The following is a 21,597-nucleotide window of genomic DNA, read 5'->3' on the forward strand; positions in this document are numbered from 1 at the left end:
CCTGTCCGGGCGCTAACGCTCCTGACCAGGCTGGCCCAGGGGCGATCCGTTGGACCCTGGACGGGTGCAGAGCTTTTCCCAGCATGGGTTTTGCCCTTCCCTGCCCGGGTGTCCAGGGTCAATCCTTGATCCTCACGTGAGAGGTAGGGCTGAGCCAGGGCTGAGCCCTCTGTACTAGTACAGCAGGGATCGCTGGCCCGCGGTGCCGTTCGTCGCGCTGCGCTCCACCAGCGCTCATCGGCCCGGACACCTGGACACCCTGGCCACCGGCCCGCCAACGCCCGGACGGGCAAGGGATCTCCGCCCGTGGTCGGTCCAGGCCCAAGCCCGTCGCGCCCTGGACATCCCTTCCCCAGCGCATGGACCGCCCCGCTCCGGCCGTCCGGCGGGTTCTCGGGGCGTGAGGCCCTTGGGCCAGGTGGGGGGTGGTCGCCGCTTCACGGGAGGTCCGAGGCCCCGGCGGGAGGTCACCGGTCCGTGAGTCTCGCCCCCGCCCAGGGAGCGTGCTCCCGATGACTCAACCGACGTCGCCCACGGGGCGACCATTCGTCCTGTGCAGCGCTGCTGGGCCCCGAAGTAAAAGCAGCGACGCTCAACGAAGCGAATGAGAGCAAGGGATCGACGATGGCCTACCAACCGACCAATGGTGTGAAACCGACCGGCACGCGCAAGGCGACGAAGGGGAAGGACTCGGCGGAGCTGTTCTACGCTGAACGGCTTGCCAAGGACCTTGACCTTGCGGTCGGCAGTGGGGAAACGCCCGAGCTGTTCCGTTGGAACAGCGTTTACTGGGAAGCCCAGCGCGACGTTGTGCTGGAGCAGGACGCGCTGGCGCAGCTTGCCCAGATCGACCCGTCGAAGTACAGCGTGCGCAAGGCCCGCTCGATGGTCGAAACGGCCGTGACCCGGTTGTCCGGGCAGAAGGCGCTCCCGGTGCATGCCGCCAAGGCTGGGGTGCTGGTGCCGCTGAAGGACGGCGTGCTCGAAGTGTTGCGATCCGGCATCGTCAAGGCCCACAAGCCCCAGAAGTCGTTCGGCGTGACGCATGCGATCAACGCGACCATCGACTGGACGCGTGTCGGCAACGATGGGGTGTATTCGTTGCTGCCGCTCAAAAGCGACAGCCGGTTCGGCCGCTTCCTCGAACAGGTCCAGCCGAACCCGGCGATGCGCGACTACCTCGCCGAATGCTTCGGCTCGACCCTGAGCACCATGAACGTGCAGAAGGCGATCATTCTGGAAGGGTCCGGGGCCAACGGTAAGAGCTTGTGCCTGCAGGTTCTGTCCGCTTTCCACGCCAACCCGGTGGCGTTCGACCTCTCGAAGCTGGACGGCGAGTTCAACACGGAACCGCTGGTCCATGCCACGCTGATCACCGTGTCGGAAGCGCCGCCGCGCAAGCGCCCGATCAACGAGAACCTGTTCAAGGCGTGGGTCGCCCGTGACCCGGTGTCCGTGAACCGGAAGAACCGCGTGCCGTTGACGATCAAGCCGCGCGCTTCGTGGGTGCTGGCGATGAACGAAGCCATGGGTTTCTCGGACATGTCGCACGGCTTTCTGCGCCGCATCGCCAACGTTCCGTTCAGCCAGACGATCCGTGCCGAAGACCAGATCCCGGACCTCGACCGCCTGATCACGGAGTCCGCGGAGGAAATGGCGATCGCGCTGGACTGGCTGCTTTCCGGGCTCATCGCGCTGACGAAGCGCGGGCGTTTCATGAGCGACGACGAGCAGCCGGAGGAGGTCCGCACGCACAAGGTCTCCCTGCGCAAGTCGAACGATACGGCGCTGGATTGGGCGGAGATCGTGGACGCCGATCAGGCGAACGAATGGGCCGACAAGGTGGTGGTGTACAACGCCTACCGCGACTTTTGTGCGGAATCTGGGCGCCACGCGGTCGAAGCGAACGAGTTCTGGAAGCGCCTGCGCCGTGATCTGCTCGCGTCGAAGGGCTTCGACCTCGGGGCGCCGGAGAACAACCGCCGCGCCCCGAAGGACCGGGACGGCAACCGTGCGCGTCTGGTGCGCATGCGCGCCGACGGGGTGCCGACGGTGCTCGTGACCGGTGGCCCCGCCTCCACCCCGGTCAAGCCGATGCAGCATGCACCGTCCGCGGTGCCCGCGCTGACGGTGGTGGAGGACCTGTCGGAGGTTTTCGGCAAGCCGTCCGACCATGGCCACGGGGCAACGCCCGCGTAACGCGCCCTCCCCCTCGTCCATCAAGCCCGGCCCTGTGCCGGGCTTTTTCATGGTCGCACCAGGGTGGCCCAAGCCCCACTCGGCCATGCCCTCGTGTAGCATTCCGGCAGCACGGCCGGTCCACCGGCCGGCATCGCACACGGGGGCACCATGGCGCGTCAGGCGCAACGCATCAACGACTTTCTGATCCACACGCTGGGCCTGACGGTCACGAACCGCACCTGGTCGTGGGACGCCTACGACCACGACTGGCCCAACGACGTGGTGGTCATGAAGCTCTGGTCCCGGCGGTTCTTCACGGACCCCGACGGCACGCAGCGGATCGAAGTGTGGGCCCCACCGCCTTGGGCGAAGCCGGCGACGAACGCCCGACGGGAGCGCCGCAAAAACATCGCCCGGTTGCAGAACGGCGCCCCGACCTACGCGGTGCTGCGCGACGGCGAAGGGTCGGAGAACCCCCAACCGTATCTGTACGACGCGGACGTGCTCTACAAGCTCAGCGGTGTGGTCACCGACGCGCAGGGCTACGAGTTCGCGATCGTGGAAAGCCGGGTTCCGGTGGCGGAGTTTCTCGCCGGCCGTCCGGGGCTCGAGCAGGACCTCGCCGCGATCGCCGAACGCTACCCCGACAACCCCACGACGCGCGAGCGGCTGGTTCAGGCTCGCCTGGGCCAGGGCAAGTACCGCGCCGCGCTGCTGGCGTTGTGGGACGACGCCTGCGCCGTCACCGGGTGCGGCCTGGCCCCTGTGCTGGTCGCCTCGCACGCGAAGCCGTGGGCGGACTCGACCGACGACGAGCGGCTGGACCCGCACAACGGCCTGCCCCTGGTGGGCACGCTGGACCGGCTGTTCGACACGGGGCTGATCGGCTTCGACCCGGCTACGGGGACCATGCACGTCGCCGACGCGGTGGATGAGCAGGACCAGGTGCTGTTCGGGATCCCCGCACCGCTGCGCCGCAAGCCCGGGCGGAAGCTGGCAGCGTATCTCCAGCACCATCTGGACCACGTGTTCCAGGGCGAACGCGAGGACGACGAAGCGGAGGCTTGAGGAGGTTTGACGGCGGGCGGTCCCGCTCGCCGATCCCGGACGCCCTGCCCTGCGCGGGGCGTTTTCACATCCGCTCTTCGCCGCCTTCCCCGTGCCCTGGCACGTCCGCGATGCCCCGTCGATTTTTATTGGTCCGCCCTGTTGACTGGAGGCCATGCCCTGCTACGGTGGTTCTATGCAGGTTGTGCAAAGCACGGCCGCCCACCACCAGGCACGAGGAGACAAGCCATGCCCGCTCACACGTTCGACGGTCTCGACGACGACGGTCTGCTCACCAAAACCCGGATCCGGCAGCTCGCGGAAGCCTACCGGGTGGAGCGGATGCTGAGGGAGCCCAAGGCGTCACGGACGCGCAACCTGGCGGTGCGGATGGGCGAGCGGGAACAGACGGCGAACCGCCAAGCCTGGCGCAACGAGGCCAGCGCCAAGCGGGACTTTGCCGCGATCGCCGCACGCTGAACAGAATCCTGAGGGGGATTCGCAGCGCTTCCTCGGGGGAGGTGCTGCGGTGTTCGAGGGGGCGCAATGCCCCCTCATTCTCGTCCAACGTTCGAGCCCATCGACCCGTGCCCTGGCACGGTGTAGCTTTTTGTCGCCAGGGGCTTGCACGCCCCGAAAAAGCCGCTAGTGTGGTGGAATCCGGGCCGCGTTGACGTGCCCGCAACCGTTCCGGGAGGGAGACATGGCAGACAATCGGGGAATGTTCGAATCGGTGCAGGAACGGGTGGCGAAGCTGTGGGGCCGGGTGCGGCAGATCCGCCAGGTGGAAGCCACGCGATCGTCCGGCTCTCGGACCTCGAAGCCGAAGGTGGAGCGTTCTCGCGAGGAGGACGTGTTTGAGCTGACGGTCATGTCTGCCACCGACCGTTCGGAGAAAGAGTTGAAGCGGTATATGGATCGCTTTGATGCCTCCCCCACCGCCGAATGGCTGCGCCAGCACCACCCGGACGGCCCGGAGGCGTTTGCCCGGGAGCTGAACGCCGCCGTGAAAACTGCCCAAGCAGATGCGCTTCGGAAGAACCTGATCAGTGATTTCCCAACCGCCGAAACCCTCGACGTCTTTTTGACCAACGACGTCCCGGACCGGTTGCAGGATGCACTCCATCATGCGATCGGTAACAAGTTCGTCGATCCCGTCGCGCAACAACAGGGTCTCGAATCCTTCAGTTCGCAGGCATCGGCCGTGTTCGACCAGTATCGCGTTGACGCACCTGAATCCTGGTCGTCGGAACACTCCTGGGAGATCTCCGAAATCGCAGAGTGGATGCCGGAGTCCCTGTTGGTTGACCTCGCCGACGTCCTGAGCGAGGCTGAGCGTGCACGGTTCGACGAGCACCGTGCCGCTGTCGCTCAAGAGGCGGTGGCCTGGGTGTTCGATGCACGTCCCGTGCCCACGCCGGGTGCGTCGATCTACAGGCAGTTCGAAGATCACGCTGTTGCTGTTATGAAGGATCGCGCGGGTGTTGATCTCGCGCCGCAAATGCACGCGCGGCGTGAAGCCTTTGACGCCCGCGAGGCTCGTCATCGCGAGGTTTGGCCCCGGCAGCAAGAGGTGATGAACAGGTTCGACGAAACGACGACGGGTAAGGCGTTGAGCGACTACAACTACCGCTACAAAAGCAACCCCCGTCACAGTTTTGATGTGATTGAGGCAGCGTTCGAGGGAGCAGAGGACATCATCGCTGCTGGCGTTGTCGTTCCCGAGGGCATGAGCCGCGCCGACCTGTTCGAGCAGCGTTTCAAGGTACGCATGGTCGATGCCCTGGTGCCGTTCCTCGACCAGGTGCCGGCGGACCAGCGTGACGCTGCGCGTGAGCAGGCTGAAAAGGACCTGGCCAGCGCCCTGCGCCCGTCCGACCTGCCCACCCGCCAGGTGGTGGAAGCCGCCGTTGCGAAGGCCTTGGCCCCGCGTGCGGAGCCGGCCGTGGAGCAAGCTGTTCAGACCGAGACCAAGGCTGCGGTTCAGGTCGAAGTCCCGAGCGTCGAGTCCGTGGCGCGTGCTGCGCGTCCGGCCGCTGAGCCGGTTGTTGCCGCCCCGGTTGTTGCTGCCGCTGCGGTGGCCGCGCCTGCTGCGCCAGCCCCGGCCCCTGCCGTTGAGCCGGTCAACAAGGCGCTGTTCGGCGCCTTCCAGAAGCGTGGTGGGTCGTCGACTCCGGCCGATGGCCCGGCGCTCGCCCAAGCCGATGCTTCTGCTGTCGCTGCTGCACCGGCCGCCGGCCAGACCGCGGCGCCCGCCGTTGAGCGTCCGCGCACCGGTCCCTGGGACGACTTCCCCGGCCAGTGGAATCAGAAGCTCTACGAGTCCTGGCGTGCGCGCTACGCCGATGCGGCGAACAACGTGGCCATGAGCCCGCGTGCGGACGCCCCGGATGGGTTCGTGAAGAACGCCAAGGGCGAGCGCAAGGGGCTGTTCGATTCCGAAGCGTTTCTCAAGGGCTTGCCCGACGGGCTGAACCGTGCAGAGCAGTTCAGCGCGCTGGAAAAGGCCTACACCGCCCACCGTGAGGACGTTGCGCACAGCCGGCACGTGAGCCGCACGCAGGGCGACCAGGTGGGCACGGTTCGCCTGGACCTGGTGAAGGGCGCGGAGGACGCATCGTTCCACGCCGAGCGTTCCGCCCTGCTGCGCAGCCGTGAGCCTGGCCTCGTGGCGGAGAACCGCGAGAAGGCCCGTGCAACGTTCGGGGAGCTGTTCTCGTACGACGCGAAGCACGGCCACCCCATCACCGACCCGGACCGGGATCTGAAAACCGGTGGCGCCACCGTCCAGGAGCAGTGGAACTGGCTGGCCCGGAAGGACGTACACAACGACCAGGAGGTGGGTCGCAAACTCCAGGGTACGGAAGCGCTGGGCACGGTCGCCAGCGAGCTGTCCCTGTTCGAAGACCTGATGACCGGTCAGGGCGAGGTCATCGTGGGTCAGCACCGGTCGGCCATCGGCTACAAGCCGTTGCAGGTCACCCCGCTCGAGCGCACCCAGCACGTCGCGCCCCAGGCGATGCGCACCGCGATCGCGACCGAGCACGCCGAGGAGATCGCGGCGAAGAACCAGCTCGCCGCCGAGCTGAAGGACGCCCAGCGTGAGGTCGCTGCCGAGCTTGCAGCGCAGAAGGCCAAGGAAGCTCAGGCCCAGGCCATCCTGCCGTTCACGCCGGAGCCGGACAAGATGCGGACCCGGGACGAGTTTTACGTCCGCGGGACCCTGGTGGAGCACGGTGAGCGTCCGTACCCGAAGCTGGACAATCAGCCCTACCCGTCGGCGACGGTGGCGCTGCGCGACGGCACCACGCACACCCTGTGGGGCAAGGAACTGCCGAACGCCATCCACGCCGGTGGCGTGCAGGCGGGTGATACGGTGGAGCTGCGCGGCCAGACCCCGCAGGCCGGCGACGAGCGCATGAAGCGCGTGAACTGGGTCGCCCAGCACCACGATTTTGCCCAGCACGAGGCCGATCAGCGCACCGCGCACGAGGCCCAGCACGGCAAGGTCCAGGAGGTCGTCTTCAACACCGTTGAAGAGCGCATGGCCTCCTGGCTGGATGTGAACGTCCAGGACCCCGCGCAATACGTGCCCCTGGCGCGGGATCAGCGGGCCCAGCAGGACCAGGCCCAGCCGAAGGTCCTGGCGGACGTGGCCGTGGGTCAGACCAAGACGGTCGCGCACGAGGAAATCACGGGCGAAGCGCAGCGCCAGGCGGACCTGCAGGCGGCGAAGAACGTGCCGCTGTCGAGCCTGAACGCCGACGTGCTGGACGAGGGCATCACCAGCATCCAGGTGAAGGGTTTTACCTCCGACAGCGTGGCGTACAGCTTCACGATGGGCGGCCAGTCGATCGACGGGTTCGCGAAGTGGGACCGTGAGGCCAATGGCCTGGACGGTGCGGCCAGCACCGCGATCGTGAACCTCACCGCCGGGGCTCGTCTGGACCGTGCGATGGGTGGCCCCTTGGGCCTGGACGATCGTGAACTGGTCGATGCCGTGCTGCACGAGCACCTGGAAGCGCAGACCAAACAGTTCGTGCATGAGCACGGGCACCAGGTCGCTCCCATCGAGGTGCTGGCCCCGGACCGCAACATCCTGGCGTCCCGCATCGACGCGCGGGCGCAAGGCCTGCCGCAGGCTGAGCAGGACCAGGGCGAAGCCCAGTCGCAGGGCAAGCAAGGCAAGTCCCAGGGCGGTGCGGGCGCACCGGCTCCCACGGTGCAAGCTGTGGATCCCGGCGCCCCGCGTCCCCTCGCGGGCGGGTTGTCGGACTACCTCGACGAGCGGAGCCGGGCGTTCATGAACGGGGACCCGTCGGTGTCGCGACTCGAGCCGATCTCGGGCAAGCCGGTGCAGACGTTTGCGCAGATCGAGGCGTTGACGGGCCGGCCTGCTGTGGACCGTGCCCCGCGAGCGGAGCGCACCGGCGACGACAAGGCGCTGGACAGCATCACCGCGATGCTGGGTGGTGGCGCCCAGGTCACGGCTGCGCGCAAGGAAATCCTCACCGAGGTCAACCCGGCGCTGCCGCTGGGTCCCCAGGTGCAGGCCCACAACGAGGCGACGCGCAACAGCGACAACAGCATCGAAGCCAAGCGTTTGTGGGAAAGCCTGGGCGTGCGTGGTCCGAAGGCCGACGCGGCGCAACGTGCCCGCCTGGGCCTGCCGGAGGTCGCCACGGCGCAAACCCAAGGGCAGCAGGCGCAGCAGAATGTGCAGGAGCAAAGCCTGGGCCACAGCCTGAGCATCGAGCGCCGCCGCTAATCGAACGACTCCTGCGCCACGCTGCACAGATCCGGCGTGGCGCTCCCCTGACGGGTTACCGTCGGGGGCTTTTTCGTACGTCGTTCGGATCCGCCTGCGGCGACCACCATACCTTGGGCCGCTGCGCGTCCGGGGCGACCCGCTGCGCGCTTGTGCGGCGAGCCGAACCTGTCCTGCTCCCACCGGCGGCAGCGGGTTTCCAGCCCCTGGCTCGGCCAGGAGGTGTTGGTTTCGAGCCGCCCTCGCCCTCCTTTTTAGCCCCAGCTACACGCCCAGGTGTGCGTGCTATGGCACACCTTCAAGATTCTTCCTCTGGAGGCTTGACCTCGCCCAGGGACCTGCTAGATCTGGTGCGTCGGGCCTCCGTTTGGCCCATACCACCTTGGGAGGAACCTGTATGCGAACGCAATCCCTGATCGGCTGGGCCGGTCGTAGTCTCGCCGTTGTCGGTTTGGTCGGGCTGACCGCCTGCTCGACGTTCACCGACATGTCGGAAGGTCTGGGCAACAAAATGGGCATTTCCAACCAGACCGGGGGCGCTGCGGCCGGCGGCGCCGTCCTCGGTTGCCTCGGTGGTGGTGCGGTGGGCGTTGCTATCGGTTTCGCCACCGGTCATGGCCTGGCCGGTGCCGGCATCGGTTGCGCGGGCGGTGCTGTTCTCGGCGGTGGTGGCGCGGCCATCTCGTCCGAAGCCAAACAACTCGCTGAGCAGCGCAAAAACGCTGAGCAGCTCCAGACCCAGCTCCGCCAGACGGACGCCACCGTCCAGGTGCTGGTCGCCACGAAGACCATCCCGGCCCAGCCCGCTGCGAACGGCAAGCCCGCTTCCAAGGAAATGCAGGGATGGGAGAACACCACCGTGGGGCTGACCATGGCTGGCATGCAAACGCACGATCCGAAGGTCGCTGCGTTCATCGCCAAGGCCGGCGAGCTGGCGAGCAAATCCTCCACCCCCGTGATCATCAACGTCTACGTCCTGAAGAAGAACGGGGACTGGGTGCGGGGCATCCTGGACAGCGCGATCCCGGACGGCAACAAGACCGCTGCGTACATCGTGCACACGGTGACGTCGGCTGCGAAGCAGAAGCTGGTGCTGTCGCCGAGCCCGACCTGAGCCGCACGGCTTGACCCCAGGGCGGCGTACGCGTCGCCCTGCCCCCACAACGACACGATACGAGGAGAGAGACATGGACCAGGAAGCGTTGATCGAGGCGGTGGAAAACGCCTGGCACGACCTGTCGAGCCGCATCACGTACGCGGGCAAGGTCGTGAGGGAGTACAACGATCTTGCCGACCGCACGCTGCAGGCGTTCGAAGCGGTCAAGCGCCAGATCGCGTACGTTCAGACGGACGTCAGGATCACCGACGACGAAGCCAGCGCGGTGCTGGCCGAGTTGCGCCGGGAACCCGCGGGGCAGTTGACCGTGGCGTTCCGTGAAAGCAAGGCGCTGGACCAGACTCTGGGTCGGTCCAACGAGGCGGTCAAGCTGTTTGAGGACGCGCGCGACCTCTGGGACGCTGCGAAGTCCGCGGCCAGGGACGCTGGGTGCGACGATTCGTCGGAGACCTTCGAACTGCCCGACGAGTACGTGGAAACGGCCGAGATCATTGATCAGCAAGCGCGTTTCACGCAGCAGATCGACGAGCTTAAGGAGGAGGTCGAAGCGGGGGCCCGGCAGGTGGACGAACGCGTGTCGCGTATGCGTGCGGCCAAGTCCGCTCAGCGGGTTGAGGTAGCGGCCCTGGCTCCGGTGTCCGTCGTGCCGGTGGTGTCGTCTCCGCCGGTCCAGGATGTTACTGACACCGGCGCGGACCCTTACGCGTCGATGCTGGCCGACGTGGCGTCGCCGGCCTCGCCGTCCGAGGATGGTCTGGAACCGGTGGAAAACGATCAGGACGTTCAACCTGCGGCGGGCACGCCCTCCGTTCCGCATCAGGCCGATCCGGTTCTGGCCGGGCCGCCCAAGATTGTCGATGACACCGAGGAGGACGAGAGCCTGGCCCCGCCGGTTCCGCCCAGCGATGGCATGGGCGTGCCGGTGAAACGTGAGGTTCCGGCGAACCCGGGCGCACCCACTTCGAAGCCCCCGGTCGAGGTCACTCCGTTGGCGGCCAAACTGGGGGCGCAGGTCGGGGCCGCCATGGCCGTGGTGATCGAAGGTTACAACGGGCAGGCGCTCGATCCCAATGTGGACCCGGCCGTCCTTGAGGGCTTCGAAAAGGATGTGCTGGCGTTGCAGGCCGCGCTCTACGAGTACGACAAGGAGATTCGCCACCCCGATCCGGAGCTGTGCCGGATCGCTGAAGGCATCGTTCTGGACATGACCGCTAAGATCCAGAAGGCGAAGGACCAGCGGTCGATCAAGTCGGAACTCGATGCCGTCAATGCTGACCTTCACCGGGCGAGCGACGCCATGCATGCGTGGGAAAATGCCGCGGACCCAGCGGCCCGTGCGTCCACGGGCGCGACCTACAAGGCGGCGATCGTAACGTTGATGCAGAGCTTCGCCGCGTTGAAGGAAACGGGCAAAGCCGATCCTGAGTTTCTGACCGGCGTTGCAGAGGCGATCGACGCGGCCGGGTGGCTCCAGGCGAGCATCGCCAACGAAGTGCACGGCGATGTGCACGCCCTCGCTGGGGACGCTGCCCACTACGGTGAGGACGAGCAGCCGTCCAGCGGCTTCAACCCCGCTCACCACGTCAAGGCCATCGGTGGCGGGATCGCCGTCCTGGTGGTCATCGTGGCGGGCCTGTGGATCGGTGTGGGTGGTGGCGGCGATGCGCCGGCCGCTGTGGTGGTCGCACCGCCCAGTGTGTCGGTGCCGTTGACGACGATCCCTGCGCCGGTTCAGCCGGTGGCTCCCGGCCATGCCGGGCCAGCACCCACGCGCGGCGCTTCGCCGACGGCCTCCGGTGCTGCGTCGCATGCGAAGACTCCGGTGGTTCTGCCTGCGGAAGCCGTGGCCCAGGCTCCTGCCCGGGTCGCCCCCCACCCTGCTGCGTCGGTGCATCACGCCGCGCCGGTCCAACGCGTGGTGAGCGAGCAGGCCCAGCTCGACACCGCAAACGCGACGCTCAACGCCTGGGCCAAGGCGCGCGGCGAGCAGTGATCGAAGGGGTGCCGTAGCACCCCTTTTTATGATGATCACGAGGGTTGACTCGCCCCGAAAACCTGTCAAGTTGATCCGACAACGAACGCTCGAGGAGATCCCATGCCCGTCACGCTTCACCCCTTCTGGCTCGGCACCGGTGGCGTGCCCAGCATTCCCGATCCGCAGTTGCTCGCGTTGGCCCTCATGGTCGCCTGTGGCTGGATGGTCCTGCCGTTCATCTGGACGAGCGTTTGATCACGCCCGCCACCCACTACTCACCTTGGAGACCAAGCCTATGACCAGGAACAACGCGAACCCCACCATCACCCCCGTGCGGATCCTCCCGAACGGTGCGCTCTCGGACGAAATCTCCTGGCGCAGCAAGGTGTTCGACAAGATCGGCCGCGTGCTGATCGGTCCGCCCGAAAAGCTGGGGGTGCGGTCGAACTTTTACTTCATCCAGGCGGATCGGGCCCAGTTCTTTAGTCTCGAAACGCTGCGCGAAAACGTGCGCGATCAGTTCGTCCGACGCGAGCTGCGCGCGATGATTTCCCGCCGGATGCTGTTGGTGGGCGCGGTCGTGGTGGTGATCGGGGTTCTCTGCGCGGATGGTGACGCCCTGGCCCTGGCCGGGTCCGTCGCCCACTTCTTGAACTAACTGAACCAACGAAACGGAGGAACGCATGGAGACGAAGGAAACGACCACGTGGAACGTGGGCCCGAAGCTGGACGAAGAGCCGATCGAGAAGGCTACCGCTTTGGCGGTGGCGATGGACCCCACGAAGGTCAAGGCGCCGCCTTACGATCGAAACGCTGCAGCCTTCATCGAAACGTTGGCGGCCGGGATGCGCGCCGACGGGGCGGCAACCCTGGTGTGGAACGGCTCCGTCGATCGCATCCGCAAGAACGTTCTGCGGCAATGCGCCGAGTATTTCGGGCGCAAAGGCGTGAACACCACGGTAGCGCCGTTCGACCTGCAGGATAAGTTGGGCGACTCCGCCGTGTCGAGCAGGGGCGTGCCGCTTGTTCAGGTCATTAAAGTGAACGGTGACGATTGTGAGATCGGACAGGGTGGTTCCAGCATGGCCGAAACCGCCCTGCTCTATGCCCACCCGCTGGTGACCGTCGCGTCTGAAGCCCTTATGGCCGCAGGTCACATGGGCTTGCCCGGTTTCGTGCTGACCCAGGCCTCGTACGCCATCGGCACCCTGGCGTTGCTGGGTCGGAACTGGCGTTACGTGGTCCGCCCGACCGCGCAGTACACCCTGGGTATCACGACGATCCAGACCGCAGCCTCATACTTCCTGGGCGAGTACGCAGGGCCGATCGTCGCCGCGGGCAATGCGTTGATGTTGGCTCGCCCGTTTCTGGAATCGTTCCTCAACAACCGCTCGGGGAAGGAGCGTCAGTTTCAGCTCCCGCCCGGGTACGAGAAGCCCAACGATGCGCCGGACTTGGCGAAGCGTGAAACCCAGGTGCTGAACGCGGCCGATTTCGCGAAGAACGGTCCGGTACTCGTTCTCGCTATCGCCCGTGGGGATATGAAGTTTTTGCATGATCCGCTCGCCCCGGACGCCGGCATGCCGCTCGGCATCTCGGCGCATGAGGATCTCTCGACCCACCTGCTGGTGATCGGTCAGACGGGTTCCGGCAAGACCTACGGGATCATGATCCCTCTGGCCCAGCAGTGGTTGACCATGGGGACGATCCGCAACGGCAAGTTCGAAAACTGCGGTGGCGGGTTTTTCCTGGACGGCAAGGGTCAGCTTCCGGACGTTATCATCGCCGCGCTGATGGAGCAGGGCCTGGACAAGGTGCTGAACATCATTCGGGTCTCCCCGGAGCCGGGCGGCCAGCCGATCGCGTTGCTGCAAGGCATGACGCCCGATGAGGTGACCGCCGCGATGCTCGAGGTCAACAACACGAAGCCCGACGAGCAGGACGATTTCTTCAAGGTCAGCCCGGGTAACTGGCTGAGCCACTCCTCCCTACTCCTGTGGGAGTGCATGCGGCTCGAGCAGCTCCAACTGGAGGCGAAAGCGAAGAAGGCGGGCTTTGCGAACTACCAGGCCTGGTCCGACGCCCTGGACGAGGCTGTGCGCAATAAGAAACCGAAATCCGACGGCTCGTCCTGGGGCTTCACGGGCTGGGAGCAGTACGTGGCGTGGCGTCAGCAGAAGGGCCTGTCCGTGCCCACGCTCTACCAGGACGCCATGCGTCATTTCCGCTGGTATTTTGCCGGTCTGAATGACTTCACCATGTTCTTTATGGAAGATTCGTTGTTCATCAGCGGTATGTCGCCGCCGGCACCGGCCGAAGGTGCCGCGCCGCTGTTGCCGTCCATCGCGCCGCCCGTGCCCGCCGGGAACGGAATCGTGGGCTGGTTGACCACGAACCACCCCGACATGATCGCCGGGAACAGCAACGGCAAGCTCATCCAGCAGTCGTTGACCTTTGCCCGTCGCGAACTCCCTGGTCTGCGCGCCGACTTGCGGTCGGACATCCGTGCCACGCTGTCCTCGTGGTTCACGCCGATCATGCGTTCGACGAAACTCGGGCATTGGGCGTATCTCGAACATGGCTGCGACATCCTCGAGTGCCTGCGCGGTGCCGTGGTTGGTATCTGCCTGCCGGAGACGCTGTACAAGAAGGCTGGGGTGATCATCACCACCTTGGCGAAGAAACGCGTTTTCAATGCGATCCAGGCCCGCCCCGAGGACTGGGAGACGAAGTTCCCTGACCAGCGCCCGTTGCTGTGCATGGCCGACGAAGCTCAACTCCTGGTGTCCGGTGCCAATGCCGACGAGAGAAAAATGTTGTCCATCGCCAGGTCGCTCGGACTGTACTGCGTGTATGCGACCCAAACGGTCAACGAGTTCTCCGGCCGCTTGGGGGATGACAACGCAAAGGCGTTCATGGCGAACTTCGTGTCGTGGGTCACGTTGAAGTCCACCGAGGACTCGAACCGGTGGGCGAACGGCCGCCTGAAAATGCAAAAAGTGTTCAACTACACCTACTACCTCACCGGCGGGTTGAAGACGTTGCTCTCGACCGACTTCCAGCGTCAGCACGAGGCGGCTCTTGACGACCTGGCCACGGGCCAGCGCGAACTGGAACCGGGTAAGCGTCTTGCGCTGTTGAAACGCCTGCGATACGACTTGAGCCGTCCGGCGGACGTCACCCTCTCGAAGAAGGACCGGGAGGCGCTCCACAACGCCGACGACCATTCCGGTCGCCTGCCCATGTCGTTGCTGAAGCTCGCGACGATGTTCACCGTGGGCGCGGTCACGACCAACGTTGTCGAGGCCGTGGTAGGTACCGGGTCGCTGGTGAAGAGCCTGGCCAAGCGCACCGGGAATGCCATGAGCCGGCTGTTCATGGGCGGGACGGTCAAGCACGATGACTACGCACCCCCGTCCTTCAACATCGATAAAAAGAACGGGAAACGGGAGGAGGACATCGATCTGTTCCCCAAAGAGCGATGGGCCCTGCTCGACCAGCCCCGCACCGCCGTCGTCAGCATCAACCGGGGAGGTGTGCCGCGTCGCGACATCGCCACGACGATCGGCAAGCTGTCGATCGCGCAGATCCGTGAGTACGCCCGGTTGCAGGGCATCCCGACGATCTACGACGTCATGGACGCGCGGGCTGCAGCCGAAGCGACGAAACGTGCTGCTTCGGAGGCGAAACGCGGTGGCTCCAACGACCCGACGAAGCAAGCCGCGTAAGCCATGCTGGAGGGCCCGGGTGACCGGGCCTTCCCCGTGCCCTGGCACAGTTTGACATTCACGTCAAACCTGCGAAGGTGGGCGCATCGAAACCTTGGAGGAGGTCCTGCATGAACCCCAACACCCCATCCCGGCACAGCATCCGCTGGCTCGCGCCCTTCCTGTTCGTCGTGCTGCTCGCGGTCGTCCTGCTGGGCGGGTATTTTGTGCTGGGCGCCTGCGCCGTCCTGTTCGTGCTGCTCCTAGCCTCGCTGGCGATCAACGTCCCACCGTACCGACGCGATCAGGATCAGGAGCGCGTCATCACGAAGAACGTCCAGGTCGTCGAGGGGGCGCTCGAGCGGCAGCGCTCGGGGATCGAAAGCGATCGGCCCCGGGGTCAGGACTTCTCGGCCAACGATCTTAAGGAACAGCAGGCCGCTCTCCACGATGTGAAGCAACGGCTGCGTGGCGAGCGGATCGACCTGGGCGTGGTGATCGTTGTGCTGGTGCTCAACGCCTGGCTGTTCAGCGTGGTCCTCGCCGCATGGTGGGCCACCGGCGGCAACGCCTGCCCGTCCCTGACCCTCGCGCGTGCACCGTTCACCGTCATCAGCGCGATGAAGGCCACGGGGTCGCGTGCGGAAAACGCGATGCTCGACGAGACCAAAGCGGCGACATGCTTCTTCGTTCCCAATGCCCAGGGAGGTGCATGATGACCACGATGAAACCTGAATCCCCGATGGCCCAGGCCAAGCCCTACGCCCTGGCCGCCCTCGGGTTCGTGATCCTGTTCGTGCTGGCCATGGCCGTGGGTCGCCACCTGCGGCATGGCCCGGCTGCGCCGACCCCGATCGTGAACAACACGTCGGTGGGCACCACCACGGGGACCCCGGCCACCACCGCATCGCCCGACGGTGGAGCGGTCGAGGCGGACGCGCAGGCGCACCCGGAACGGTACAGGTACAGCCGGACCGAATGCTCGGAGCGGGTCCTGGCGTACGCGATCGCGCGATCGAGCAAGCCGGCCGCCCCCGTTGATGCGTCCGCCCCCACCTCCGGGTGGCAGCAGTACCAGGCGACGCTGCGCGCTGCGCACGACGCCGCGGTGAAAGCGGACCAGGACCTGTGCAACCGGTCGCTCACCCTCACGGACCACCTCGCGATTCTGTGGCTGCGGGTGAACACGTGGGCGTTGCTCCTTCTGATGCCCCACGGGGGCTGAGCGCTCCGTGCCGTGGCCAGGCCACTGAACCGATCAAGCCCAGCTCCACGCTGGGCTTTTTCATGGGCCGCAGAATCTTCTTGCAAAGGGGTTGACGGGTCGGTCGGGTCCACTAAGGTGGTCCTTCAAGGTGAGCGTTTCAGTTCCCCTTGCGCTGCTCCCTTCCAACCGCCCCCGAGGAGATCACCATGACCTGCGTCCGCACCACCAGCCCCGAGCAAGCCCGGCAACGCCTCACCGAACGCATCGCCCAGTTCCAGGCGGAGCGGGCTCAACGCCTGGCCTCACCGCCTGTGCAAGCGCAAGCGGCGCCGTCCGCGCGCTGAGCGGTTCCAACGAACTGGAACAACCTTGGGGGCCTCGCGGCCCCCTTTGCACTCGCTGACGCCCGTTGCCCTGGGCCTGACCTTGGGCTCCAGCCCAACGGCCGGAGGCGCCGTTCCCTGCCTTCTGCTTCCAGGTGTTGGGGTCAGGCGCTCCACCGCGGACCCGTGCCCTGGTCCGGGATCCGCCAGGACTTGCCGTCCCACGACGCGCCCGTCCAGTTCAGGTGCTCCTCGAAAGCCACCCGGGCCGCCAGGTCACGCATGGCTTGCTCGATCGACGACAGTGCGAACAGGTCGGCCATGCCGGCGAAGTTCTCCTGCTCGTTGATGAGCGGCACCACCCGGGCGTTGAACTCCGCCTGGAACCGGGCCAGGGCATCGAGGTCGGCGACCTTGACGGTGCGCTCCACCACGCGCCCGAGCGCCCGCGCCTTGCCCTGGATGTCAGGGTCCGGGAGTTCGGCGACGAACACCTGGTGCTCGTGCTCCCCGATGGTGATGCTCACCAGCACCGACAGCTCCGGGTCGGGCTCCTGCCACGATGCCTCGGGCCGCACGACCTGCACCACCCTGAGGCTGGCCGTGATGCGCTCCAGCGCCCCGGCGAACGTCGCGTCCGCCAACGGCGCCTGGCCCGGGGTGCTGCCCTCACCGGGCGTGACGATTGGCGCGCTGTGCTGCTGGTCGTACGCGTCGCACAACCGTTCGAAGTCGGCCGCGTCGGCCATCGCCTGCGGGTCGTTGGGGGTGATGCTCATGGTCATTTCCTGGGTGGACGCTTGCGAGGATCTTGAGGGAGCGAACGGGCTCGCCGCACGGACGGCCCACCGGGCGCCCCGGCGCGATGCCAGGGTGCCGCCCTTCGTGCGCGCGGCGTGGAGGTGGTTGGGGCGGCACGCGATCATCGGAGCCCGCCCAGGATGCGCTGAATACCCTGCCCCAGTGTGTGCAGACCCGCGGCTTCGGCCGGTTTGTCCTGCAGCGAAAGCTGGCGTTTCACGTCCTCGTGCCGCTCGACGGTGCGGGCGAGCCAGGAGGACAGGGTGAGGCCGTCCAGCCGCGCGACGGCGGTCACCGCACGGTGAACGGCAGGGTCCACACGGCTGGTCATGGCCAGCCGGCCGCGCTTGCGGGTGGGCGATACGGGATCGAGGGTCATGGGGTTCTCCGGTCGGTGGGCAGGTGATCGTCCGTGCCCGGGCACACCTTCCACCCTAGCGATGCTGAGCCGCAATGCAAGAGGGATGAGTACATCCCCTTACGCGTCCAATGGCAAGTTTTTGGCCCGGCTGGGGGCGACGGGCGCCCGATCGATCCCGGATCGTTTGACAAGCCCCAGTAACCTGCGAAGGTGGTTCTGAACCACCCAGCCGGGTGAACCCGTGCCATTGCACGGTATGGACCAACGAGGAGACCGACCCATGGAAAACGAGGAGCACAACGATGCCCTTGACTGCGAGGAAGGGCACTACCCCTACCCGGATGCCTGCGTGAAGCTGGTGATGGGCGTGACGGAGGAGACGGGCTTTCGTTCCGTGCTCGATCCGATGCGATCGATGGTGCTGGTCAGCACGAAGGACGCCGCCGCCGAGGCCTTGTTTAAGCATCGCGTTCCGGGATTCGCACCGCAGGTGGTGTCGTCCCTGGACGATGTGCGCTGGCAGGTCCAGCAGCTTCGCGACATGGAAGCCACCCGGAAGGACGGCTGGTTCCTGCGCAAGCTCCGGGAGCCGCACATGGTGACCTTCCACTGGACCATGGGTGTTCTGCACCGCCGCTTCCTGTTGGCAGGGACGTCGGCCCAGGCCTGCCGCGCCGTGATTCCGCAACCGTACGTGGGCGTTGCCGTGTCCCTGACCGAGCTGGAAGCGCTGCTGGCCCGTATGGAGCGGGCCCGGACCGGCGAGGAGGTGGTTGACTACGCCTGGAGCTACGGCCCCGGTGGGGATTGGCAGCGCAGCGCCGAACGTCGGATCGCGCAATGGACCCCTGAGGAAAAGGCGTGGTCCCACGAACAATACAAGAACTACCTGCGCTATTTCCCCCTAACGGTCAACGAGGAGAAGGTCAACGAGGAGAACCATCATGACTGATCTGACGAACGCTGTCCGCGACGACGAGACGCTCCTCTGCGAAGAAGGCCACTACCCCTACCCGGATGCCTGCGTAAAGGTGGTGATGGCGCTCGAGCTGGGCGGCCATGCCGACATCGCGCGCCTGGCCACTTTGATCCTCGTCAGCACGAAGGACGATGTGGCCGAGTCCTTGTTCAACAATCGCTACCCGGGCTTCTGCGCACACACCGTGTCATCGTTGGACGATGTGCGGTGGCAGGTAAAGCAGCTCCGGGAGCTGGACGCGAAGCGTCGGGACGGCTGGCTCATGCGCAAGCTTCGCAGGCCGTACATGGTCACGTTCCGCTGGACCATGGACGTTCTGCATCGCCGCTTCGTGCTGGCCGTGTCCGCCACGGACGCTCACGACCGCGAGGTCCCCAGGCCCTACGCGGGCATGGCGATGTCGCTGAGCGACCTTGAAACGCTGCTGGCCCGGATGGAGCGCGTCAAAACCGGCGAGGAGTCCGCCGAATACGCCTGGGACTTCAGGAAAGGCGGGGATTTCGATCGCCACGCCAAGCGCCGGTGGACCACGATGCCGCCGGAGGAGAAGGCCTGGTACACCGACGCGATCAAGGCGTTCAAGGAAACGTATCCCGATGAGGTCCGTTCGTCCCACGAGGAGGACCATCATGACTGACCTGACGAACCCTGTGCGTGACGCCCAGGCGCCCCTCTGCGAAGAAGGCGTCTACCCCTACCCCGACGGCTGCGTGAAGCTGGTGATCGGCAACGCTGGCGAGCTTGACGTGCATTCGTCTTTCCAATATGCCCTCCCGATGGTGGTGGTCACCTCGCTGGACGACCTGGCGAATGAAAGGTTCCAAGACCACCACCAGGATGCGCGCCCGCAGACCGTGGACGATCTGAACGACGTGCGTTGGCAGGTCCAGCAGCTCCGTGAGCTGGAGGCCAAACGCACGTCCGGCTGGTTCCTGCGTTGGCTCTTCACCCCGTGCATGGTCGTGCACCGCGGCACCATGGGTTCCATGCACCGCCGTTTCCTGCTGGCCCGTAACGCGGTCCATGCTCGACGCTTGGTCATCCGTAGCCCTTACTCCGGGTACGCCCTGACACTCAAAGAGCTGGAAGCCCTGCTGGCCCGGATGGAGCGCGTGAAGACCGGCGAGGAGCCCGCCGAGTACGCTTGGGATTACAGCGAAGGCGGCGATTTCGATCAGTCCCTGGACCGTTGGTTTGACGAAGGTCCGCCGGAACACCGCGCGTGGGTGCTGCGCAAGCTGGAGGAGCTGAAGCAGTTCGAAGCGGAGGCCGCGAACAACGCCAGCGACGAGCCTCCGCGGTCGGCGTGACGTGACGGAGTTGCATGACGAACGGGGCCCGAGGGCCCCGTTGTGCTTTCCTGGTGCCTCTGCCTGCTCAGCAGAGCTTTCCGCTCAGGAACCCGGAGGCCTGCTGCCACTTTTTGTCGTTGTAGTACGAGAACAGGTAAGCCCCCTTCTTCAGACTGTTGATCATCGGAACGATGACGCCCCGCTGCACCGCGGCGCAGCCCTCGGATTGGGACACGTGGCCCGTAGCCGCCCGCTCGTCGTTCACGTAGTCGGTCCCGTGCAGCCAGATGCCCCGCTCCACCGCGTTGTCGTTCAACCCGTGTTCCAGGCCGACCATCGACATCGCGGGACCGAACTGGCTCTGAAACGGCGTCTGCAGTTCGAAGAGCCCCAGGCTGGACTGGTTGCTGTCGGGCGAGTTGGAGAACGACCGGGCGTAGAGCCCCGTGCCGGATCCCCGCCCGTGCAGGACGTACTCGTTCCAGAGCAGCGTGCCGTTGCGCAGGTCGAAGACCCACAGCCGGCGCGCGGTGCTGGGCAGGCTGTAGTCGATCACCACCAGGCGGTCCTTGTCCCCGTAATGCTTCGCGGCGCAGGCCATCGCCCGCATGGCCAGGTGCAGGGCCTCGGGGTTGAGCGTGGGCGCCAGCGCCTGCAGCCGCTCCTCGCTGACGCGCAACGCGTCGGCGGAGCGCACCGTGACCGGCATGCCGTCCAGGGTGGGACCGAACGCCAGGCTGAGCCGCTGAGGCATGCTCTCGAACCGCGTGAAGCGGGACGACGGATCCACCATGGGTGCCACGGGAGCGACGATCGGCTGCGGGACGTCGAAATCGGTGGGGGCATCGACCAGCGTTTCAGGGCTGGCCATGGGGGCGACGATTGCCCCGGCGTGTGGGTGCCGTGGCACGGCCCCACCGCACGGGGCCTGGATCATCAGGAACGCTGCCGTGCAAGCTGCGGTGAACGCCACCAGACGGTGGGCATGGGTTTTGAGCGTGGGGTTCAATCGATCCTCCAAAGGTGTGGTGGTGCGCCTCCTTGTGGTGTTGTTGGGCGACGGCGGGTGAAGCGAAACGGGCACCGGAGCGACGGTGCCCAGGGTGGTTCAACGGATGCTGAACCGGCGACGCGGGCGGTACTCCTCGAGCCCGTTGTCCTGCTGGTAATCCAGGCTTCCCGGCTTGTTGTGGCGCATGACGCTTGCGGTCGGGCCTGCCCCCGGGCGTTCCGCCAGGTCGAGCCGGCGGATGGTGATCGGTGCTGCGCTGGTGCTGGGCTCGGCCTCGCGTGCTGCGTCGATGCGCTGCCCACGGTTGGCCTGCACGTCCTTCATGCTGAAACGCTTGCGCTCACCGGGAGCGGGCTGCGCCTCGTTCGCGGGATTGACGCGCGGCAGTGGCCGGATCGGGACGATCACCGGGGCGGGCTGCACGGGTCGAGCCATAAGGCTCTCGAGCATGGCGGCCATGAAAACGATCCGCAGAATCTCGTCGATCATGTCCATCATCGATTCGAAGGCGAGCTGAGCCTCGCTTTTCGGCTCGTCGGGGTTCATCTCGGTGGTCCATCGTGCGATGGCGCTGAGCGATTCAAACAGCAGCATGGTCGGTTCCTGGGGGGGTGGGCGTGTGGGGTGTCGGTCTTTTGAGATCTTCTACGTCCACCTTGGCATAACCGACCAGCAAGTCAACCCTCTGAGCCCTTGATTTCCAAGGATTTCCCAGATTTATTTGAAACGGCCTATCCGTGCATTGGCACGGGTTATTTTTCTCGCCCAGATGGGTTGACTGCAGCCAATGCTCTGCTATGGGTGTACGGGTCGGGTCCTCTGAGACC

19 protein-coding genes are annotated in these 21,597 nt (G+C 66.1%); 15 read left to right on the top strand and 4 right to left on the bottom strand.

From position 1 onward, the window contains the following. Positions 1–648 precede the first annotated feature (648 nt). The 12 genes from BLQ92_RS15845 to BLQ92_RS40000 all read left to right on the top strand — a co-directional run bounded on the left by BLQ92_RS15845 (position 649) and on the right by BLQ92_RS40000 (position 16,346). Positions 649–2,199, top strand: coding sequence for a DNA primase family protein (locus BLQ92_RS15845; RefSeq protein ID WP_143016596.1), 1,551 nt, complete (start codon positions 649–651; stop codon positions 2,197–2,199). 150 nt (positions 2,200–2,349) lie between these two features. After that, a complete protein-coding gene (locus tag BLQ92_RS15850; protein WP_090685484.1) occupies positions 2,350–3,249 on the top strand; it encodes an HNH endonuclease in 900 nt (299 codons plus the stop codon). Between the two features lie 228 nt (positions 3,250–3,477). Next, on the top strand, positions 3,478–3,708 hold the full coding sequence (locus tag BLQ92_RS15855) for a hypothetical protein (RefSeq protein WP_090685485.1): 231 nt from the start codon (positions 3,478–3,480) through the stop codon (positions 3,706–3,708). A 223-nt stretch (positions 3,709–3,931) separates the two neighbouring features. Continuing rightward, the gene (locus BLQ92_RS15860; RefSeq protein WP_143016597.1) at positions 3,932–7,996 is read left to right on the top strand and encodes a hypothetical protein; all 4,065 of its coding nucleotides are present in this window, start codon (positions 3,932–3,934) and stop codon (positions 7,994–7,996) included. A 397-nt stretch (positions 7,997–8,393) separates the two neighbouring features. Further along, positions 8,394–9,110, top strand: coding sequence for a hypothetical protein (locus BLQ92_RS15865; protein WP_090685487.1), 717 nt, complete (start codon positions 8,394–8,396; stop codon positions 9,108–9,110). Between the two features lie 73 nt (positions 9,111–9,183). Next, complete coding sequence (locus tag BLQ92_RS15870) at positions 9,184–11,106, top strand: hypothetical protein (protein WP_090685488.1); 1,923 nt, start codon at positions 9,184–9,186, stop codon at positions 11,104–11,106. Between the two features lie 102 nt (positions 11,107–11,208). Beyond that, positions 11,209–11,343, top strand: a complete 135-nt coding sequence (locus tag BLQ92_RS41085; protein ID WP_280517445.1) for a hypothetical protein — start codon at positions 11,209–11,211, stop codon at positions 11,341–11,343. 40 nt (positions 11,344–11,383) lie between these two features. Next, the gene (locus BLQ92_RS15875) at positions 11,384–11,746 is read left to right on the top strand and encodes a hypothetical protein (protein ID WP_090685489.1); all 363 of its coding nucleotides are present in this window, start codon (positions 11,384–11,386) and stop codon (positions 11,744–11,746) included. 25 nt (positions 11,747–11,771) lie between these two features. Beyond that, complete coding sequence (locus BLQ92_RS15880) at positions 11,772–14,816, top strand: type IV secretory system conjugative DNA transfer family protein (protein ID WP_090685490.1); 3,045 nt, start codon at positions 11,772–11,774, stop codon at positions 14,814–14,816. 110 nt (positions 14,817–14,926) lie between these two features. Next, entirely contained in the window at positions 14,927–15,511 is a 585-nt protein-coding gene (locus BLQ92_RS15885) for a hypothetical protein (protein WP_090685491.1), read from the top strand. Continuing rightward, complete coding sequence (locus BLQ92_RS15890; protein ID WP_090685492.1) at positions 15,511–16,020, top strand: hypothetical protein; 510 nt, start codon at positions 15,511–15,513, stop codon at positions 16,018–16,020. Before BLQ92_RS15885 ends, BLQ92_RS15890 begins: the two co-directional genes overlap by 1 nt. Positions 16,021–16,208: 188 nt before the next feature. Next, positions 16,209–16,346: a hypothetical protein gene (locus BLQ92_RS40000; RefSeq protein ID WP_176860755.1), complete on the top strand. Its 138-nt coding sequence runs from the start codon at positions 16,209–16,211 to the stop codon at positions 16,344–16,346. 143 nt (positions 16,347–16,489) lie between these two features. Here the strand turns inward: BLQ92_RS40000 and BLQ92_RS15895 are convergent, their stop codons facing one another. Together BLQ92_RS15895 and BLQ92_RS15900 are read right to left on the bottom strand one after the other, a co-directional pair. Continuing rightward, complete coding sequence (locus BLQ92_RS15895; RefSeq protein ID WP_090685493.1) at positions 16,490–17,104, bottom strand: hypothetical protein; 615 nt, start codon at positions 17,102–17,104, stop codon at positions 16,490–16,492. Positions 17,105–17,247: 143 nt separating this feature from the next. Next, the gene (locus BLQ92_RS15900) at positions 17,248–17,505 is read right to left on the bottom strand and encodes a hypothetical protein (RefSeq protein WP_090685494.1); all 258 of its coding nucleotides are present in this window, start codon (positions 17,503–17,505) and stop codon (positions 17,248–17,250) included. A 262-nt stretch (positions 17,506–17,767) separates the two neighbouring features. On the opposite strand from BLQ92_RS15900, the gene BLQ92_RS15905 reads away from it, so the two are divergent. From BLQ92_RS15905 to BLQ92_RS15915, 3 genes are read left to right on the top strand one after another with little or no spacing between them, the layout of a single operon-like run. Further along, positions 17,768–18,439, top strand: coding sequence for a hypothetical protein (locus BLQ92_RS15905; RefSeq protein ID WP_090685495.1), 672 nt, complete (start codon positions 17,768–17,770; stop codon positions 18,437–18,439). Further along, positions 18,432–19,103, top strand: coding sequence for a hypothetical protein (locus BLQ92_RS15910; RefSeq protein WP_090685496.1), 672 nt, complete (start codon positions 18,432–18,434; stop codon positions 19,101–19,103). The genes BLQ92_RS15905 and BLQ92_RS15910 overlap by 8 nt, the downstream gene beginning before the upstream one ends. Then, positions 19,096–19,776, top strand: a complete 681-nt coding sequence (locus tag BLQ92_RS15915) for a hypothetical protein (protein WP_090685497.1) — start codon at positions 19,096–19,098, stop codon at positions 19,774–19,776. The genes BLQ92_RS15910 and BLQ92_RS15915 overlap by 8 nt, the downstream gene beginning before the upstream one ends. Positions 19,777–19,843: 67 nt before the next feature. Here the strand turns inward: BLQ92_RS15915 and BLQ92_RS15920 are convergent, their stop codons facing one another. Beyond that, positions 19,844–20,767: a murein L,D-transpeptidase catalytic domain family protein gene (locus BLQ92_RS15920; protein ID WP_090685498.1), complete on the bottom strand. Its 924-nt coding sequence runs from the start codon at positions 20,765–20,767 to the stop codon at positions 19,844–19,846. 99 nt (positions 20,768–20,866) lie between these two features. Next, on the bottom strand, positions 20,867–21,364 hold the full coding sequence (locus BLQ92_RS15925; RefSeq protein WP_090685499.1) for a hypothetical protein: 498 nt from the start codon (positions 21,362–21,364) through the stop codon (positions 20,867–20,869). Between the last annotated feature and the right edge of the window lie 233 nt (positions 21,365–21,597).

It is taken from the genome of Paraburkholderia phenazinium, assembly GCF_900100735.1.
In the GTDB taxonomy this organism is placed as follows: domain Bacteria; phylum Pseudomonadota; class Gammaproteobacteria; order Burkholderiales; family Burkholderiaceae; genus Paraburkholderia; species Paraburkholderia phenazinia.

Bases quoted from the DNA above. Each gene is read 5' to 3' on its own strand.
- BLQ92_RS15850 (WP_090685484.1), top strand. From the start codon at position 2,350: ATGGCGCGTCAGGCGCAACGCATCAACGACTTTCTGATCCACACGCTG.
- BLQ92_RS15855 (WP_090685485.1), top strand. From the start codon at position 3,478: ATGCCCGCTCACACGTTCGACGGTCTCGACGACGACGGTCTGCTCACC.
- BLQ92_RS15860 (WP_143016597.1), top strand. From the start codon at position 3,932: ATGGCAGACAATCGGGGAATGTTCGAATCGGTGCAGGAACGGGTGGCG.
- BLQ92_RS15865 (WP_090685487.1), top strand. From the start codon at position 8,394: ATGCGAACGCAATCCCTGATCGGCTGGGCCGGTCGTAGTCTCGCCGTT.
- BLQ92_RS15870 (WP_090685488.1), top strand. From the start codon at position 9,184: ATGGACCAGGAAGCGTTGATCGAGGCGGTGGAAAACGCCTGGCACGAC.
- BLQ92_RS41085 (WP_280517445.1), top strand. From the start codon at position 11,209: ATGCCCGTCACGCTTCACCCCTTCTGGCTCGGCACCGGTGGCGTGCCC.
- BLQ92_RS15875 (WP_090685489.1), top strand. From the start codon at position 11,384: ATGACCAGGAACAACGCGAACCCCACCATCACCCCCGTGCGGATCCTC.
- BLQ92_RS15880 (WP_090685490.1), top strand. From the start codon at position 11,772: ATGGAGACGAAGGAAACGACCACGTGGAACGTGGGCCCGAAGCTGGAC.
- BLQ92_RS15885 (WP_090685491.1), top strand. From the start codon at position 14,927: ATGAACCCCAACACCCCATCCCGGCACAGCATCCGCTGGCTCGCGCCC.
- BLQ92_RS15890 (WP_090685492.1), top strand. From the start codon at position 15,511: ATGACCACGATGAAACCTGAATCCCCGATGGCCCAGGCCAAGCCCTAC.
- BLQ92_RS40000 (WP_176860755.1), top strand. From the start codon at position 16,209: ATGACCTGCGTCCGCACCACCAGCCCCGAGCAAGCCCGGCAACGCCTC.
- BLQ92_RS15895 (WP_090685493.1), bottom strand. From the start codon at position 17,104: ATGAGCATCACCCCCAACGACCCGCAGGCGATGGCCGACGCGGCCGAC.
- BLQ92_RS15900 (WP_090685494.1), bottom strand. From the start codon at position 17,505: ATGACCCTCGATCCCGTATCGCCCACCCGCAAGCGCGGCCGGCTGGCC.
- BLQ92_RS15905 (WP_090685495.1), top strand. From the start codon at position 17,768: ATGGAAAACGAGGAGCACAACGATGCCCTTGACTGCGAGGAAGGGCAC.
- BLQ92_RS15910 (WP_090685496.1), top strand. From the start codon at position 18,432: ATGACTGATCTGACGAACGCTGTCCGCGACGACGAGACGCTCCTCTGC.
- BLQ92_RS15915 (WP_090685497.1), top strand. From the start codon at position 19,096: ATGACTGACCTGACGAACCCTGTGCGTGACGCCCAGGCGCCCCTCTGC.
- BLQ92_RS15925 (WP_090685499.1), bottom strand. From the start codon at position 21,364: ATGCTGCTGTTTGAATCGCTCAGCGCCATCGCACGATGGACCACCGAG.